Annotated in this window: 12 protein-coding genes; 1 reads left to right on the plus strand and 11 read right to left on the minus strand. The window is 62.5% G+C overall.

What is annotated here, in order from left to right; all coding sequences use genetic code 11:
- Nucleotides 1-120: 120 nt before the first annotated feature.
- The 6 genes from BN3270_RS05060 to BN3270_RS05085 form a co-directional block, all read right to left on the minus strand.
- On the minus strand, nucleotides 121-1,434 hold the full coding sequence (locus BN3270_RS05060; RefSeq protein WP_058986069.1) for an MFS transporter: 1,314 nt from the start codon (nucleotides 1,432-1,434) through the stop codon (nucleotides 121-123).
- A gap of 81 nt (nucleotides 1,435-1,515) precedes the next feature.
- Nucleotides 1,516-3,069 carry a crotonobetaine/carnitine-CoA ligase gene (gene caiC / locus BN3270_RS05065; protein WP_058986070.1) on the minus strand — a complete coding sequence of 518 codons (1,554 nt, stop codon included), beginning with the start codon at nucleotides 3,067-3,069 and terminating at the stop codon, nucleotides 1,516-1,518.
- A gap of 59 nt (nucleotides 3,070-3,128) precedes the next feature.
- A complete protein-coding gene (gene caiB / locus BN3270_RS05070) occupies nucleotides 3,129-4,340 on the minus strand; it encodes an L-carnitine CoA-transferase (RefSeq protein ID WP_058986071.1) in 1,212 nt (403 codons plus the stop codon).
- Between the two features lie 109 nt (nucleotides 4,341-4,449).
- Nucleotides 4,450-5,598 carry a crotonobetainyl-CoA dehydrogenase gene (gene caiA / locus BN3270_RS05075; RefSeq protein ID WP_058986072.1) on the minus strand — a complete coding sequence of 383 codons (1,149 nt, stop codon included), beginning with the start codon at nucleotides 5,596-5,598 and terminating at the stop codon, nucleotides 4,450-4,452.
- Nucleotides 5,599-5,631: 33 nt separating this feature from the next.
- Nucleotides 5,632-6,615, minus strand: a complete 984-nt coding sequence (aes, locus tag BN3270_RS05080) for an acetyl esterase (RefSeq protein WP_058986073.1) — start codon at nucleotides 6,613-6,615, stop codon at nucleotides 5,632-5,634.
- An 84-nt stretch (nucleotides 6,616-6,699) separates the two neighbouring features.
- Nucleotides 6,700-8,046: an MFS transporter gene (locus BN3270_RS05085; RefSeq protein WP_058986074.1), complete on the minus strand. Its 1,347-nt coding sequence runs from the start codon at nucleotides 8,044-8,046 to the stop codon at nucleotides 6,700-6,702.
- Between the two features lie 237 nt (nucleotides 8,047-8,283).
- Between BN3270_RS05085 and BN3270_RS05090 the strand changes: the two genes are divergently transcribed.
- The gene (locus BN3270_RS05090; protein ID WP_058986075.1) at nucleotides 8,284-9,840 is read left to right on the plus strand and encodes a LuxR family transcriptional regulator; all 1,557 of its coding nucleotides are present in this window, start codon (nucleotides 8,284-8,286) and stop codon (nucleotides 9,838-9,840) included.
- Between the two features lie 173 nt (nucleotides 9,841-10,013).
- Here BN3270_RS05090 and BN3270_RS05095 read toward each other — a convergent pair whose 3' ends face one another.
- From BN3270_RS05095 to BN3270_RS05115, 5 genes are all read right to left on the minus strand, one after another.
- On the minus strand, nucleotides 10,014-10,799 hold the full coding sequence (locus tag BN3270_RS05095) for an enoyl-CoA hydratase/isomerase family protein (protein WP_058986076.1): 786 nt from the start codon (nucleotides 10,797-10,799) through the stop codon (nucleotides 10,014-10,016).
- A 221-nt stretch (nucleotides 10,800-11,020) separates the two neighbouring features.
- Nucleotides 11,021-11,854 (minus strand): TrmH family RNA methyltransferase, encoded by an 834-nt coding sequence (locus tag BN3270_RS05100; RefSeq protein WP_058986077.1) that lies wholly within the window; start codon nucleotides 11,852-11,854, stop codon nucleotides 11,021-11,023.
- Nucleotides 11,855-11,863: 9 nt separating this feature from the next.
- Nucleotides 11,864-12,775: a patatin-like phospholipase family protein gene (locus tag BN3270_RS05105; RefSeq protein ID WP_058986078.1), complete on the minus strand. Its 912-nt coding sequence runs from the start codon at nucleotides 12,773-12,775 to the stop codon at nucleotides 11,864-11,866.
- A 214-nt stretch (nucleotides 12,776-12,989) separates the two neighbouring features.
- Complete coding sequence (gene groL / locus BN3270_RS05110) at nucleotides 12,990-14,624, minus strand: chaperonin GroEL (RefSeq protein ID WP_058986079.1); 1,635 nt, start codon at nucleotides 14,622-14,624, stop codon at nucleotides 12,990-12,992.
- A 69-nt stretch (nucleotides 14,625-14,693) separates the two neighbouring features.
- Nucleotides 14,694-14,981: a co-chaperone GroES gene (locus BN3270_RS05115; RefSeq protein ID WP_058986080.1), complete on the minus strand. Its 288-nt coding sequence runs from the start codon at nucleotides 14,979-14,981 to the stop codon at nucleotides 14,694-14,696.
- Between the last annotated feature and the right edge of the window lie 253 nt (nucleotides 14,982-15,234).

A 15,234-nucleotide genomic window follows, 5' to 3' on the forward strand; every position in this document is an offset into this window, starting at 1 on the left:
GCCGCATCTCCCGGCATGCGAGATGAATGGTCACAGAGGCACCTCCAAAAGCATGCGGCTGCGGCGCGCACACCGCGCGCGCACGCCGCGGGCCGGCACCCAGCTGTCTCTTATACACATCTAGATGTGTATAAGCGAGAGGGAGAGCACGAGGCCGGCAGCAACGAGCCCCGCGGCGATCAGCATGGTCACGCCGATGCCAAAATCGGCGAGTACCAAAGGCGTCGCGTACGTGGCGATGATCGTGAACACGCGCGAGAAGGAAATCGCGATGCCCACCGCGCTCGCGCGCACCGACGTGGGAAAGAGCTCGTTGGGGTAGAGCCACTGCAGAATGCCCGGACCCCCGCTGAAAAACGCATAAAGGCCGAACGCCACGACCACCACGGCGATGGGAGCCGCGGGCCACAGGCCCAGGATGGCAAGACCTACCAGCATCATGGTCAGGCTCAGGAGCACCAGCTTGCGACGGCCCATCGAATTCAGCCAGAACATGGCCGGGAAGGACCCGATAAGGAAGAACAAGCTCACCAGGCTCTCGCCCAAGATGGACGCCCGGCCTTCGCCCAGGCCGAAGGCGGTCATGATGTCGGGGCCGAACGTGTAAATCGCGTACATGGGCACGACCTGGCACATTATGAAGACCGCGATGAAGGCGATCCGCTTGAAGTAGCCCGATTTGAGCAGGGTGCCCAAGGGAATCTTCGCCGTTTCCTCTTCGTGGGGGATGAAGTAGCCGGGCCCGTAGATGCCGTCGACGATGGCCTGGGCCTCGGCGCGGCGCCCCTTCTGGGCAAGCCACAGGGGCGATTCGGGGATGCCCGCCCGCCCCACGAGAAGAATGGCGCAGGGAATCACGGCGCTGCCGAACATCCAGCGCCACCCGTCTTCGACGGGAAAGAGGGCGTACCCCACGAAAGCCGCCACGGTCGCGCCCAAATACCAGGCCGCCGACACCGCGCCCATTGAGATCGCCCGATGGGCCTTGGGGGTGAACTCGGCGATGAGCGAGGTGGCGATCGGATAGTCGGCGCCCACGAACAGACCGATGCAGAAGCGGTAGAACACGAGCTGCCAGACGCCCTGCGTGAACATGCTCAGCACCGAGAAGAGGGCGATAGCGATCACGTCGATCGTGAACATCTTCTTGCGCCCGATCATGTCAGTGAGATAGCCGCCCAAAATCGTGCCGAACAGGATGCCAACCATGACCGAAGCCCCGATAGCGCCGCTTTCCATCGCGGAGAGCCGCATCATCGGCGTCACCTGGGTAAGCGCCACCCCAATGAGCGAAAGGACGTAGCCGTCGAGGAAGGACCCTCCGCTCGAGAACACCGACACCTTGAACAAAAACCGCGTCATCGGGGCTTCGTCTATGGATTTCGGCTCGGCAGGTGGACTCACCACACCCGTGGCCTTCTTCACTTCGTTCATGGTATCTCCCTTCCACCGACGCGCGCGGCACCGCATGCCTCTCCCCCAGGCACGAACGGTGCCCGCCTCGCGAGCGATTCCTTACTTAAGCAGCTTCTTTTCGACCTTCATGCTCACCGTATGCGGCAATTCCGCCCGCATATGCACTTCGCTCGGCACCTTGAAGGCCGCCAGGTGGGCATGGCAGAAGGCGAGCACGTCGGCGGCGGAAAGGCCGCTGCCCGCTTTCGGCACCACGTAGGCCACCACCATCTGGTCGCGGATGGGGTCGTCGCGGCCCACAACCGCGGCTTCCGCAACGCCCTCGCAAGAGACCAGGACGTTCTCGATTTCCGTGGCCGAAATGTTCTCGCCGGCGCGTTTGATCATGTTCGATTTGCGGTCGGCGAAGTAGAAGAAACCGTCCGCATCGCAGTAGGCCTTATCGCCGGTCTTGAACCAGCCGTCTTCCGTGAACGCAGCCGCCGTCGCCGCCTCGTCGCGGAAATAGCCCCGCATGATCGTCCGACCGCGCTCGCCTTTAATCTGGATCTCCCCTACCTGCCCCGCCGGCAGCTCGGAATCGTTCTCGTCGGCAATGCGCACTTGGTAGCCCAGGCCCACGCGCCCCACGGAAGGCCAACGGCGCTCACCGGTCGGATAATCGGTAATCACCCAGGTAAGCGACTCGGTCGACCCGTACGAGTTCATGATCTGCACGCCGAAGCGCGATTCGAACTCTTCCTTGCTTGCGGTGTCGAGCGGCAGGAAGTACATGACCTCACGCACATCGTTGACGCGATCGCGTTCCGAAGGCGGCTGAAGCAGCAGGGTGCGCACGATCATCGACACCGCCTGGAACACCGTGGCGCGATACCTGCGCACCTGATCCCAGAAGCGGTGGGCACTGTACTTTTCAACGAGCACGAGCGTGGCCCCTGCGGCGATGACCGGCATCATAGCGGCGAGCTGGAAGTTGGAATGGCAGGCGGGCATCGTGGTGAGCAGGCGGTCGGCGCCGCGCAGGCCCACCTGCCACTGCGTGTAGTAAGCGGCATAGAGCATGTTGGCATGGGTGAATTCGACGCCCTTGGGCGCCGACGTCGTGCCCGAGGTGTACATGACCTCGCAAACGTCATCGCTCGAAAGCGCCACGTCGGCAACGAGCTCGCTGGGTTGCGCGGCGATATCCTCGCGCAGGTTGCGGGCACCTTCTCGGACAGCATCGCAACGAGCGAGCGAAAGCAAGGGCACCAGATCGGGGTATTGCGCCCTTATGTCCCGGTAGAGGTCGTAGAAGGGCGGTTCGGTGACCACCAGGCGAGGCCGGCACGATTCGAGCACATAACATGCCTCATCGCGCACGCTCTGCTCGTTCACGGGGACCATGATCGCTCCGATTTTTGCAGCACCGAACAGGCAGACCATGAAATCGACGCTGCTGCACAAGTGCACGCAGACGATATCCCCCTTTTCGATGCCCATCGACGCGAACATGTTGGCGCACTGGTTAACGAGACCGTTGAATGCCCGGTAGTTATACCGCTCCTCGCGCCCCGCAGCGTCGACGAACACGAGAAACTCCCGCTCGGCGAAGGCGCGCGCTGCCCACTCCCAGAAGGTGCGCACGTTTTGCCCCGTCATCGCGTCGGCCATGTCATCCTCCTTGAAACAACGGCGGGGCGTTCACCCGACGCCCCGCTCTCGTCCTTCGCTTACTGAGCCTTGACCACGCCATCGGCGATGAGCCTGTCTATCTCCTCATCGCTGTATCCCAACTTGGCGAGCACGTCGCGCGTATCGCCGCCCTGTTTGGGCATGGGGCGCCACACTTTACCGGGGGTTTGCTGGAACTTGGGGAACACGCCCAAACCATGGAAGGTATCGCCGTCTTCGGTCTGCCAGTCGAGCCAGTCACCGCGCTCCTTCAGATGCTCTTCCTTCACCAGGTCGGGGAACTCCATCACGACTTGGGCCGCAATGCGATGGTCGGAAAAGTCCTTCTCGACGTCGTGCTTGGAACGGGTGGCCAAATAGGCCTCAAGATGTTCTTCGATTTCCTGAGCGTGGGGGTTGGAAAGCCACAGGGCGCTGCAGTCTTCCGGAATCTCGGGAGTGCCCCACAGATGGCCCAGGCCGATGGTTTCGAGCAGATACTTGTTCTGGCTCACGCCGTACAGGCACAGGCCGATGAACCCGTCCTTGCACTTGTACTCTCCGATACCGCACAGGTTCTGGTTGCGCGCACCCGGACGCGGCCAGAGAATGCCTTCGTTGGTGTAATCGACCAGATAGTACTGGCCCATAGTGAGCAGGGTCTCGTACATAGCCAAGTCGATGCTCTCGCCCTGGCCGGTGCGCCCCACCTTGTGCAGGGCAGCCAGCGAAGACGAAAGGATCATCAGGGAATTGAAGTAGTCGCCGGCGTAGGGGCCGGGATTCATGGGCTGCTCAGGCGTGCCGTTCTGGCTCATGTAGCCCGAATAGGCCATCACCGTGAGATCGTAGGCGGCACGTTTGACCATTTCAGGGGCACCCGTCTGACCGAAGCCCGACACATGCACGATTACGAGCTTGGGGTTGGCCGCGAACAGCACCTCGTCGCTCAAGCCGTGACGAGCATAGGTACCGCCCTTAGAAGCTTCGATGAAGATGTCGGTGTCTTTGAGCATGTCGAGCAGGACCTTGCGTCCTTCGTCGGAGAAGTAGTCCAACGCGACCGAGCGCACGTTGCGACGCTCCTGCTGCTTGAGGTACTTGGTATCGCGCACGGTGTCGCCCGCGCCGGTGTTCTCGAGCCACGTCACGTCCGCGCCCCAATCGGCCATGAGGTCGGCGGCACGCGGAGCCGCTTCCTCGACGGCAGCAAAGACCACCTTTACATCGTCGAGAACGCCGAATGAGGGTTTTTCGGTTTCGATTGCCATGAGATTCGATCCTTTCGGAAAGACAATGGGATATGCGCCCGCACACGATCCCGTGCACGAGAGACGCGGGACACCTTCGGGGCGGGGATGCCCCGAAGGGTTCGATCAGCTACTTGCGGAAAGGCTTGATGGCCTGCTTGCCAGCGGTGAGGATCATCATTTCGTCGGTGCCGCCAGACACACGGTCGACGCGCAGGTCGCGCCAGATGCGGTTGATGCGATGCTCGCTCGCCACCGCGATACCGCCCATGACCTGCATCGCATCGTCGACGACCTCGAACGAAGCATTGGCGCAGTAGTATTTGCAGGCAGCTGCCGGACCGGGCATGAAATCGCCGTCGTTGTTGTCGGCCTTCCAGGCCGCTTCGTAGAGCATGTTCTTCATGTTGTCGAGTTTGATCGACATCTCGGCGAACTTGAGGGTGTTCAGCTGGAAGCGGGCAATCGGCTTGCCGAAGGCCTCGCGCTGCCAGGCATGCTTGGCGGCGTCTTCGAAGGCGCACCGGGCTGTGCCGTAGTCGCATGCCGCCACGAGCCAGCGCTCGAAGTTGAAGTCGGAAATGCCGCGGTTGAAGCCGTTGCCTTCCGTGCCGAAGAAGTCCTTCTCTTCCAGTTCGACATCGTCGAAGTAGATTTCGGCGCAGCTGTCCATGCGCAGGCCCAGCTTGGGAAGCGGCGACTTGCTGATGCCCGGCTTGCTCATATCGACGAAGAACTCGCTGATCGTATCGGGATTATCGGCATCGCGCGCCATGACGACCAGGTACTTTACGCCCAGAGACGACGTGATGAAGGTTTTGGTGCCGTTCAGGTAGATTTTGCCGTTACGACGCTGGTAATTGGTGGTCAGGCCGCCCACATCGGAGCCCGCGCCCGGCTCGGTGCAAGCCGAGTTCCAAATCTGCTCGCCGGTTCCCACGTACTGCATTACCGCATCGATCTGCTCCTGGGTGCCTTCGCGCAGAATGGTGCCGAAGCCCGGCAGCTGGTAGAGCACGTAGGTCGGTCCGCCGTATTGGCCCAGGACCTCGTAAATGGCCATAAGGGTCACCAGCGGCTGTTCGAGCCCCAGGCCGCCCTTGTCTTCGGGAAGCATCACGCGGTCGAATCCCAAATCGCACAGGGCGCGCACCCAGCGCAGAGGGTACTCGTGCTTCTCGTCGCATTCGAGGAAGTAGTTGTCCCAGCTCTCGCTTTCCATAAGATCGCGGAAGCTGTCGACGATGAGCTGCTGGTCTTCGGTCAGTTCAAAGTTCATAGTTCTCTCTTTTCTTTCAAATGTTGCTCAGGTTCATGCCCGAGCGGATGCATGGTGGGCACGGTAGAAGTCGGCGCTGCGGGCGATGAGGTCGTTGGCGGCGTCGAGCATGCGCGTGTAGTGGATGAAGGCATGCAGAACACCTTCGAAGTTGTCGTAGGCGCAGGGCACGCCCTGGCCGCACAGAATCTCGTAGAGGCAGGCACTGTCGTCGCGCAGGGGGTCGAGGTCGGCTGACGCAATGTAGCAGGCGGGCATCGAGGTGCGCAGATCGTTGGCGAGCATGTCCACGTAGGGCAAGTGCAGGTAACCTTCGTCGGTGCTGCCCAGCCAGACTTCGTTGTAATAGGCCAGATCGTCTTTTCCCATCCCGTCTATGGGACCGCCGAACAGCCGACGCGAAGCGGAATCGACAAGCCCGTAGAAGCCGTAGTAGAGGAGCAGGGTGCGCACGAAGGAGTTGTCCCCCTCCTCGTCGCGCAGCCACAGGTTGGTGGCCATCGAGAGCACCGCGCCGCCCGAATCTCCCGCCAGGGAGACGTCGTTTCCGTCGATGCCCCACGCAGCCCCCTGCTCATGCAGGAATTTCGCTACGGTCGCGCATTCCTGAATGTTGGCCGGATAGCGGCTTTCGGGCGACAGGTGGTAGTCGACGGCGACGACGGCGGCGCCCGTCTGCTCGGCGAGGACGCGGCAGGCGCGGTCGTGGGTGTTCAGGGACCCCACCACGAACCCGCCGCCGTGGATGAAGACGATCGCAGGCAGAGCGTCGGCTTCAACCGGATAGTAACGACGCACCTTGAAGGCGCCCAGGGGACCGGTGAGCTCGCTGTCCTCCACACGGGCCATTTCAGGCCCTCCCTCGTTCCAGAACACGCGCTCCCGTTCGTAGTTGGCACGCATCACATCGAGGGACACGTTGGTTTCGAAGGGGCCCGCCAGCTCGGCGGACTTGGCCACGACCGCTTTCATCTGGTCGTTCATCAGGGGTTCAACATCCAACTTGTTGGGGTCCATTTCCACCCTCCCGTCTTGAGTAAGCCGCGCGGGCCGGAGCACAAGGGGGTTCATGCCCCGGCCGCGCGACGAATGGTGCAGCGCCTATTCGGCAGCCTCGGCTTCGGCGGCCGCCTTATCGGCCATAGCCTGGAGCTTGTCGGCGTTCTTGTTGACGTAGAAGCGCAGGAAGAGGGCAAGGCCTGCGGCGATAAGCGCGGTCACGCCCAGAATCAGGAAGATCTGGTGGTAGGCGCCGGCGACGTCGCCCGCAGCCTGACCGGCGTCGATGATCGCGCCGAACCAGGTGGACGAGAAGGTGTCGGGCAAGAAGCCCACGACCGAAAGGATACCCGTGGCCGCGCCGAAGATCGTCATGGGCACCTTGCCTTCGGTAAGGGTGGACGACCCGATGGAGAAGACGCCGTTAGCGATGAAGCCCAGGGCGATGATCACGATGGCGGCGGCGATGGCAGCACCTTCGTTGGCCGGGATGACCATGAGGACCACAAAGCCCACGAAGGCGAGCACCGAACCGATCACGATGCCGGTCGCAGACGAGTTGAGCTTCTTGGCAACCCAACCGAAGACCGGGCCGGACAGAAGCGTGATGCCGTAGGTGCGCACCACCGACACGATCGAGGTGACAGCGAGCGAAGCGCCGAGCACGCCGGACAGGTAAGGCGTGGTGTAGGTGACGCCCGTGTAATAGAAGTAGACGAAGAAGTAGGACAGGGCGGCGATCCACACGACGGGGTTCTTCAGCGCATGGCCGAAGGGCTTGAAGAACTTGCCCAGGCTGAACTTCTCGTCATGCACGAGTTCGCCTTCGAACTTGGGAATGAACAGGAAGGAAAGGATGCCCAGCAGCAGGATGAGGGCGCCGAGCCACATGAGCAGGGCGGTCATGCCGGCACCGGCGTTGTCGGCGAAGGCGGTCACGATGGCGAGGTTGATCATGCCGACCACCAAGCCCGCAGCGCCGTAGATGCCGTAGGAGATGCCGATGTTCTGGGAGTACTTGTCATCGGAATCGATGAGGCGGATGACCTTGAAGCGCGTGCCCCACCAAATGAGAATGGTGGTGATGCCCATGCCCACGAAGAGCAGGTAGCAAGTTGCCAGGGACGGCAGCGTCGCGTAGATGAACACGAGCACGGCAGTGGACACGAAGCCCACCCACGCGAGCGTGCGCATGCGCACCTTGTCGGCGATGATGCCTGAAGGCAGATAGCAGATGGTCGCCGTGATGGCGTAGGCGCTCATCATGAGACCCAGGTCGGTGTTGGTGCAACCGAGCGCTTGCTGCAGGGGATCGTAGAAGACGCCCTTCAGGTAGGCGGGCGCGTAGATCGTGGAAGAGCCCATGCTGATGAGGATCAGCAGGAAAATCCTATGGGCCTTCGACAGGTCGTTGGCGCTCTTCTCACCGCCCTTGAAATACAGAGCCATTGGAGTTCCTTTCTCTCTTTCCGAAGCCTCATGGGTCCTCCGCCCATCCCTTGCTCCGTTGCGCTCATGATTGCGCGCGCCGAGGAAGCAACCTATCGCCGAAAGGGCATCAAAGCTGAATTACTGAACTATTAATGACCCGTTTGACCTGGTTCTATGCATTCAGCCGCATAATCGCCCGCCAACCCATAGGGACGCAGGATAGAATTGATTCGACATTGGAAGGGGAGAGATTCGATGCCCAACGCAAGCCAACGCACATCCGCAACGCCCAGGGAAACCGACGAAGCCCTGCCCGCCGCAACCGAGCGCGCCTCGGTCAGGGAAACCCTGCGCAAATCTGCCATCACCCTCTATGCGGGCATCGCTTTGCTCTTGGGGTGGTTCTACGGCATCTGGTTCGTGCCGGCCGCTTTTTGCAACGTGAGCATGATGGGCTGGGACGTCACCATCGCCTGGCTCGTAATGCTGTTCACGTCGGCGGCGACCATGCTGGCGGCACCCTTCTTCGTGCGCAAGCGCGCCCTTCTCGACCGCAGCGTCCTCATCTGGGTTTCCGCCCTCATGATGTCGGCGGGCGGCGTGATCCTCAACGCAGGCATCGTGCCCAACGCCGGATTCGCCACCGCCGTCGCGGCGCCCATCGTCATGGCCGTGGGAAGCGGCATCCTCTGGACCCTCTGGGGCGAGTACTACACGTCAATTCGCACCATGTACAACGTGAGCCAGGTCGCCATCGCCGTGGGGTCCGTCATCCTCATCGCCGTCATCGGAGCGCTTGCGATTCCCCAGCCGGTCAACGTGGCCTTCGTGGCTGTCTTCCCCCTTCTTTCGGCCTGGTTGCTATGGGTGGTCCGCAGCCGCGCGGGAGAGCGCGACATGCCGCGCCTTGCGCCCAAGGAGGAACGGCGAAAGGCCTTCCGCGTCGCCTTGTTCGTGTCGGTCCTTTCCTGTCTGGCAAGCGCCGCCTGCTACTTCGTCGTCGCGATAATCCCCTGGGAGGGGATCTTCTTCTCCGACGGCGAGTTCACCGTCGGCGTCATCGTCGGCGGGCTGTCCCTGCTCGTGCTGGGCGTCTACGGATACGTGCGCACGGCGAAAGTGAGCATTTTCCGCCTCTTCCCCTGGCTCTTCGTGTCCGCCGCCATCGCCGCGGCGCTCTATCTCAGCGGGGACGAGAGCTACTTCGACCTGTCGTATCTGATCGCCCTGGCCGTATCGGTGGTCTTCGAGGTGCTCCTGCTCATGTACATCGGCATTTTCGCCACCAAAGGCTACGCGACCCCGGCCCTGTCGTTCGGGTTTTCCGGCGGCTTCATCCGTCTCGGCGTCTTTCTGGGCAACGGGCTCGCCATTCTGTTCGAACAAGGGGTCCTCCCCGAATCGAGCCTGCTCACCCCCGCTACGATAGCCTGCACGGTGCTCATGGTGGTCGTCCTCATCCCGCTCGTCCGCCGCGAGTCCACCATCGTGCAGATGACCGCGCCGGTCGCTACCGAATCCGACCTCGACGCCCGCGTCGATTCGGTCTCGAGCGAATTCGACCTGTCCAACCGCGAGACCGACGTCCTGCGCCTGCTCGTGCGCGGCTACACCGCCGAAAGCATCGGGAAGAAGCTCTTCATTTCCAACTACACGGTGCAAACCCACGTGCAGCACATCTACGCGAAAATGGACATTCACAAGCGCGCCGAGCTCATCGACTACGTCACCCACCGCGACGTCGAAGCCAAGGAGGACTCACCCGACAAGAAGCGCGACGACCTGCCCACCTACTGGCCCTTGCCCTCGTAGCGACTGCGACATCGCTCCGTTTCCTTCGTTGCGGGCGCCTTCGAGGGCGTGCAACCGGCGTCTGCATACGAAAACGGCCGAGCTCACCGGGGCTCGGCCGTTTTCTTTATGGGGTGGGAACCCCACAACAAGGAGGACTCGTGTATGCGCTCACGAGCGAGTGGATGCTAAGGCTAGCGGCCCTGCCAGACGGGGTCGCGTTTTTCGACGAAGGCCTTGGGACCCTCGATCCCGTCTTCGGTCTTTTCCAGGAAGCGATAGGCGGCGTCGCTGTAGCGCATCGCGTCCTCTTCGGACATCTGGTCGGCCGCATGCACCACGTACTTGGTCCACTTCAGAGCCAGCGGGGCGTTCTTCAGGATCTCTTCGGCCAGCTCGATCGCCTTAGGCATCACCTCTTCGGCGGGCACGACGTAGTTGATCATGCCGAGTTCCTTAGCCTTGTCAGCCTTGATGCGACGACCGGTGAGCAGAAGTTCCATGGCGTCCTTGCGGTTGATGTCGCGCGCCATGCGCACCAGGCCGCCCGTCGAGGCGATGATGCCCAGACCCACTTCGGTGAAGCCGAACTTGGCGCGGTCGGAAGCGACGACGATATCGCACGACATAGCGATTTCCATGCCGCCGCCCGCAGCGGACCCATTGCAAGCGCAGATGACGGGCTTGCTGCACAAGCGCGCCGTCAAGCCGCCGAAACCATGTTCGGTCACCGTTTGGCATTCGCCGCCGGCAGACAGTTCGGAAAGGTCCTCGCCGGCACAGAACACCTTGCCGGTGCCCGTTACGATGATCGCGCGGACCGCCTTGTCCTTTTCCGCATGGTTCATGATGGTTTCCATCGCGTCGCTCGTCACACCGTTAAGGGCGTTGGCAACCTCAGGGCGATTAATGCGAATGATGAGCAGGCCGTCTTCGCGCAAATCGGAAACAACGGTATCGGTTCCATAGTAATCAGCCATAGTTCTCTCCTATGCAAACGCTAGCTGTGTTCGCTCTCCCGCGAACGGAATGCCTGCATCATAGGAGCCCGCGCGAAGCCATCGCGTCGCTCAAAGGGCACCATACGGGGCGCAAGTGCGAAATACTGAATAACTAGTGAGGATGCCATCAGGGGAAACGCCGGTAAGCGCAACGACGGCCAACCGTTCGACGCCCGCCCGGCGCGCGGCTTCCCGCTTCCCTATTGGCAAAACTGATAGAAGGCCACGGCGCTCGCTGCGGCCACGTTGAGCGAGTCGACATGATGGCGCATAGGGATTTTCACCGTGTAGTCGCACTGGGCTATCGTGCGCGGCGCGAGTCCGTCGCCTTCGGTCCCCAGAACGATTGCCAGTTTGTCGCAGGCGTTCACTTCGGGGTTCTTGATCGACACGCTCTTGTCGGTAAGCGCCATGGCCGCCGTTTTGAAGCCGAGCGCGTGCAGACGCGCGATGCCCGCGTCGGGCCAGTCGCGCGCGGTCTCGCCGATGCGCGTCCACGGCACCTGGAAGACCGTGCCCATGCTCACGCGCACCGACCGGCGATAGAGGGGGTCGCAGCAGGTAGGCGTCACGAGCACCGCGTCGATACCCAAGGCCGCCGCCGACCGGAAGGCCGCGCCCACGTTGGTGTGGTCAACGATGCCCTCGAGCACAGCCACCCGACGAGCGCCCGCCAGCAGCTCTTCCACAGTCGGCAGCGCAGGCCGGCGGAAGGCGGCGAGCACTCCGCGCGTGAGCGTGAAGCCCGTGAGCTTGGCCAGCTCCGCGCTCGGCCCCGTGAACACGGGCACCTCGCCGCCATCTTCGGCACGCGATCGGTCAATGAGGGGCGCGGCCGTCTCGAGCCATTTGCCCTCCATCAGGTAGGAAAGCGGCTGCAGGCCCGCGTCGAGGGCGCGGGCGATGACTTTGGGCGATTCCGCGATGAAGATGCCCTTTTCAGGCTCGAGACGGTTGCGCAGCTGGGCTTCGGTCAGCCGGGCGAAGACGTCGAGGCGAGGGTCGTCCAAGCTGGTGACTTCGATGAGGTTCATATGCGGCTCCTAGAGGTTGAGAAAGCGCTCGATGGCGGGCCAGGCCTTGGCCGCCTGCTCGAGCCCCCGCTCGTAAGCTGCGAACAACTTTTCGGGGCTGCGTTCGGCCAGAGACACGTCGAGCGGCCCGTCGGGCCAGATGGCGAACAGCTCGCCTTTGTCGTGGAGCTCTTCGACTTCGCAATAGGCAAGGTTGTAGAGATGCGGCCGCTTCCACCAGGCTGTCACGAAATTGGGAAACGCCCCGTAGCGATGGCGGGCGTAGCGCTTCACGCGCGCCGGGTGCATCACATGCCCGCGCTCGTGCGTGAGCACCACGACCTGCCGGCCCGCATAGCGCTCGCGCCCCCAGCGGAAGGGCACGGCATCGCAGACGCCGCCATCGAGCAGATGTTTCCCATCGACGCGCACGATGCGGTTGGCGAAGGGCATCGACGACGAAGCGAGCAGGTAGTCCTTGCCGCGTTCGTAGGTCTCGCCCGGGCCGAAGACGTGGTAGTCGGCACATCCCGTGTCAAGATCGCTCGCCACCGACACCAAACGCATGGGCGATTTCACGAACCAGGAATGGTCGAGCTGCAAAATATCGTTGGGCACCGTGTCGAACAGGAAGCGCGACCCCACCAGATCGCCTGTGACCAACTTCGACCGCACGCCCATGAAGCGCCAATCGCTGCGGAAGCGCAGGTTGATATAGGCCTGCCTGCCCGGTGCCCCGCTCACGTAGTTGTAGCCGCACAAGGCGCCGGCCGACGTGCCCACCGTCTCTTCAGCGAAAAGGCCCTGGTCCATGAAGAAGTCGACCACCCCGCAGGTGAAGAGGTTGCGCATGGCGCCGCCTTCGAGCACGAGTTCGAAAGGCATAGGATCACAGCCCAGCCAGGCAGGCTGGGCTCCGCGCGGGGTTTCGGTTGGTTGCATGGGCGCCTCTCTCTCGTCCGCCCCATTGTAGCGAACGCGCGCATACGGGCGAACGGCAACGCCCAACCCACATACGCGGGCCGAGTCCCTCTCGGCATGCAAATTCACGGTCGCATCCGCCCCCTCCTTCGCTGGGAACCGCACGAAAAAGGGCCCGCGCCGAAGCGCGAGCCCTTTTCGAACATTTTGGAATGCGAGCGGTGCAAGCCGAAGCCTACATCATGCCGCCACCCATTCCGCCTGCAGCGGCAGCCGCGGCAGCGGCCGGATCGGGATCCTTCGGGATCTCGTTGACGGTGCAGTCGGTGATGAGAATCAGCGTAGCCACGGAAGCAGCGGACTGCAGGGCGATACGGGTGACCTTGACCGGGTCGTTGACGCCCATCTCGATCATGTTGCCGTACTCGCCGGTCGCGGAGTTCAGGCCTTCGCCCTTGGGCAGAGCCTTGACCTTCTCGACCACGACGGAGCCTTCGTAGCCGGCGTTCTTGGCGATCTCGCGCATCGGGGCCACCAGAGCCTTGCGCACGATGTCGACGCCGATTTCCTCGTCCTTGTTGTCGGCCTTGACGCCATCGAGCGCGGGAAGCGCGTCGACCAGGGCCACGCCGCCGCCGGCGACGATGCCTTCTTCAACGGCCGCACGGGTAGCCTGCAGGGCGTCCTCGATGCGGGACTTCTTCTCTTTGAGCTCGGATTCGGTCGCAGCGCCCACCTTGAGCACGGCCACGCCGCCGGACAGCTTGGAGTAGCGCTCCTGCAGCTTCTCGCGGTCGAAGTCGGAATCGGTGCGCTCGATTTCGGCCTTAATCTGCTCTTTGCGCTCTTCGATAGCGGCCTTGTCGCCCGCGCCGTCGACGATCAGGGTGTTGTCCTTGTCGACCTTGACGCTCTTGGCGGTGCCGAGCATGTCGATCGTGGCATCGGCCAGATTCATGCCGAAGTCCTTGTCGATGACCTGGGCGCCGGTGACGATAGCGATGTCCTCGAGGATGCGCTTACGACGATCGCCGAAGCCGGGGGCCTTGATGGCGACCACGTTCAGCGTGCCGCGCAGCTTGTTGAGCAGCAGGGTGGCCAGCGCTTCGCCGTCGACGTCTTCAGCGACGATCAGCAGCGGGCGACCGGACTTCATAACGCCTTCCAGCAAGGGCACGAGATCCTGGATGGAAGAGATCTTCTGGTCGGTGAGCAGGATGAAGGGATCCTTCAGATTCGCTTCCATCTTGTCGGTGTCGGTGGCCATGTAGGGGCTGATGTAGCCGCGGTTCCACTGCATGCCCTCGACGTGCTCGAGTTCGATGCCGAAGGTCTGGCTGTCCTCGACGGAGATGGCGCCGTCCTTGCCGACGACCTGCATGGCCTCGGCGATCTTCTTGCCGATTTCGGCATCGCCGGCGGAAATGGTGCCGACGTTGGCGATCTGTTCCTGGGTTTCGATGTCGATCGCGTCGTCCTTGATCTGGGCAACGACGGCGTCGACGCCCTTCTGCACGCCGCGGCGGATGCCGAGCGCGTCGGAGCCGGCGATTACGTTGCGCAGACCTTCGGTGACGATGGCGTCGGCGAGCAGGGTTGCGGTCGTGGTGCCGTCGCCCGCTTCATCGTTGGTCTTCACAGCGGCTTCGCGCACAAGCTGGGCGCCCATGTTTTCGACCGGAGCCTCGAGCTCGATTTCCTTGGCAACCGTCACGCCGTCGTTGGTGACGAGCGGAGCGCCATAGGACTTTTCGAGGGCGACGTAGCGGCCCTTGGGGCCAAGGGTGACCTTAACGGCGTCGGCGAGCTTCTTCACGCCGGCGGCGAGCTCGCCGCGAGCGTCGGTATCGAACTTTACATCTTTAGCCATGCTAGTTGATTCCTTCCAAAACGGTGAATGCTTACTTCAGCGGGCGCGGGGCCCGCGTCGCGCGGCTGACTACTGCTGAATCGCGTAGATATCGTCGGCGCGCAGGATGACGACTTTCTCGCCCTGAACTTCAACCTCGGTGCCGCCGTACTTGCCGTAGAGCACGTGGTCGCCTTCCTTGACGGGCATGGGGATGACCTTGCCGTCGTCGGTGTGCTTGCCTTCGCCTACGGCCAGCACAACGCCGGTGGTCGGCTTTTCCTTAGAAGAGCTTGCGAGGAACAGGCCCGATGCGGTGGTTTCTTCGGCTTCGTCCTGCTTGACGATGACGCGGTCTCCCAACGGTTTCAGATTCATAGTCGAAAGCCTTCCTTTCATTACCGCTTGTGCGTAATTGACAGCTTGTTCGAGTGCTAGCACTCGCTTTTGGTGAGTGCCAACCAACGACTGTGACTATACCCAGCTGCCCCTGCGGGCGCAAGCCTTTCGCGGGAATCTGCGCGATGGTGGCTGAGATTTCATGCTGCCGTTATCTACCCGTTACTTTCCGCAATGCGAGTTCCCGGGTGCCCTACGCGCGGGGAGGTTCGGCGAAAGACGGGCGGCCGCC

This window comes from Hugonella massiliensis (assembly GCA_001486445.1).
In the GTDB taxonomy this organism is placed as follows: Bacteria; Actinomycetota; Coriobacteriia; order Coriobacteriales; family Eggerthellaceae; genus Hugonella; species Hugonella massiliensis.

Bases quoted from the DNA above. Each gene is read 5' to 3' on its own strand.
- BN3270_RS05060 (WP_058986069.1), bottom strand. From the start codon at position 1,434: ATGAACGAAGTGAAGAAGGCCACGGGTGTGGTGAGTCCACCTGCCGAG.
- caiC (WP_058986070.1), bottom strand. From the start codon at position 3,069: ATGGCCGACGCGATGACGGGGCAAAACGTGCGCACCTTCTGGGAGTGG.
- caiB (WP_058986071.1), bottom strand. From the start codon at position 4,340: ATGGCAATCGAAACCGAAAAACCCTCATTCGGCGTTCTCGACGATGTA.
- caiA (WP_058986072.1), bottom strand. From the start codon at position 5,598: ATGAACTTTGAACTGACCGAAGACCAGCAGCTCATCGTCGACAGCTTC.
- aes (WP_058986073.1), bottom strand. From the start codon at position 6,615: ATGGACCCCAACAAGTTGGATGTTGAACCCCTGATGAACGACCAGATG.
- BN3270_RS05085 (WP_058986074.1), bottom strand. From the start codon at position 8,046: ATGGCTCTGTATTTCAAGGGCGGTGAGAAGAGCGCCAACGACCTGTCG.
- BN3270_RS05090 (WP_058986075.1), top strand. From the start codon at position 8,284: ATGCCCAACGCAAGCCAACGCACATCCGCAACGCCCAGGGAAACCGAC.
- BN3270_RS05095 (WP_058986076.1), bottom strand. From the start codon at position 10,799: ATGGCTGATTACTATGGAACCGATACCGTTGTTTCCGATTTGCGCGAA.
- BN3270_RS05100 (WP_058986077.1), bottom strand. From the start codon at position 11,854: ATGAACCTCATCGAAGTCACCAGCTTGGACGACCCTCGCCTCGACGTC.
- BN3270_RS05105 (WP_058986078.1), bottom strand. From the start codon at position 12,775: ATGCAACCAACCGAAACCCCGCGCGGAGCCCAGCCTGCCTGGCTGGGC.
- groL (WP_058986079.1), bottom strand. From the start codon at position 14,624: ATGGCTAAAGATGTAAAGTTCGATACCGACGCTCGCGGCGAGCTCGCC.
- BN3270_RS05115 (WP_058986080.1), bottom strand. From the start codon at position 14,981: ATGAATCTGAAACCGTTGGGAGACCGCGTCATCGTCAAGCAGGACGAA.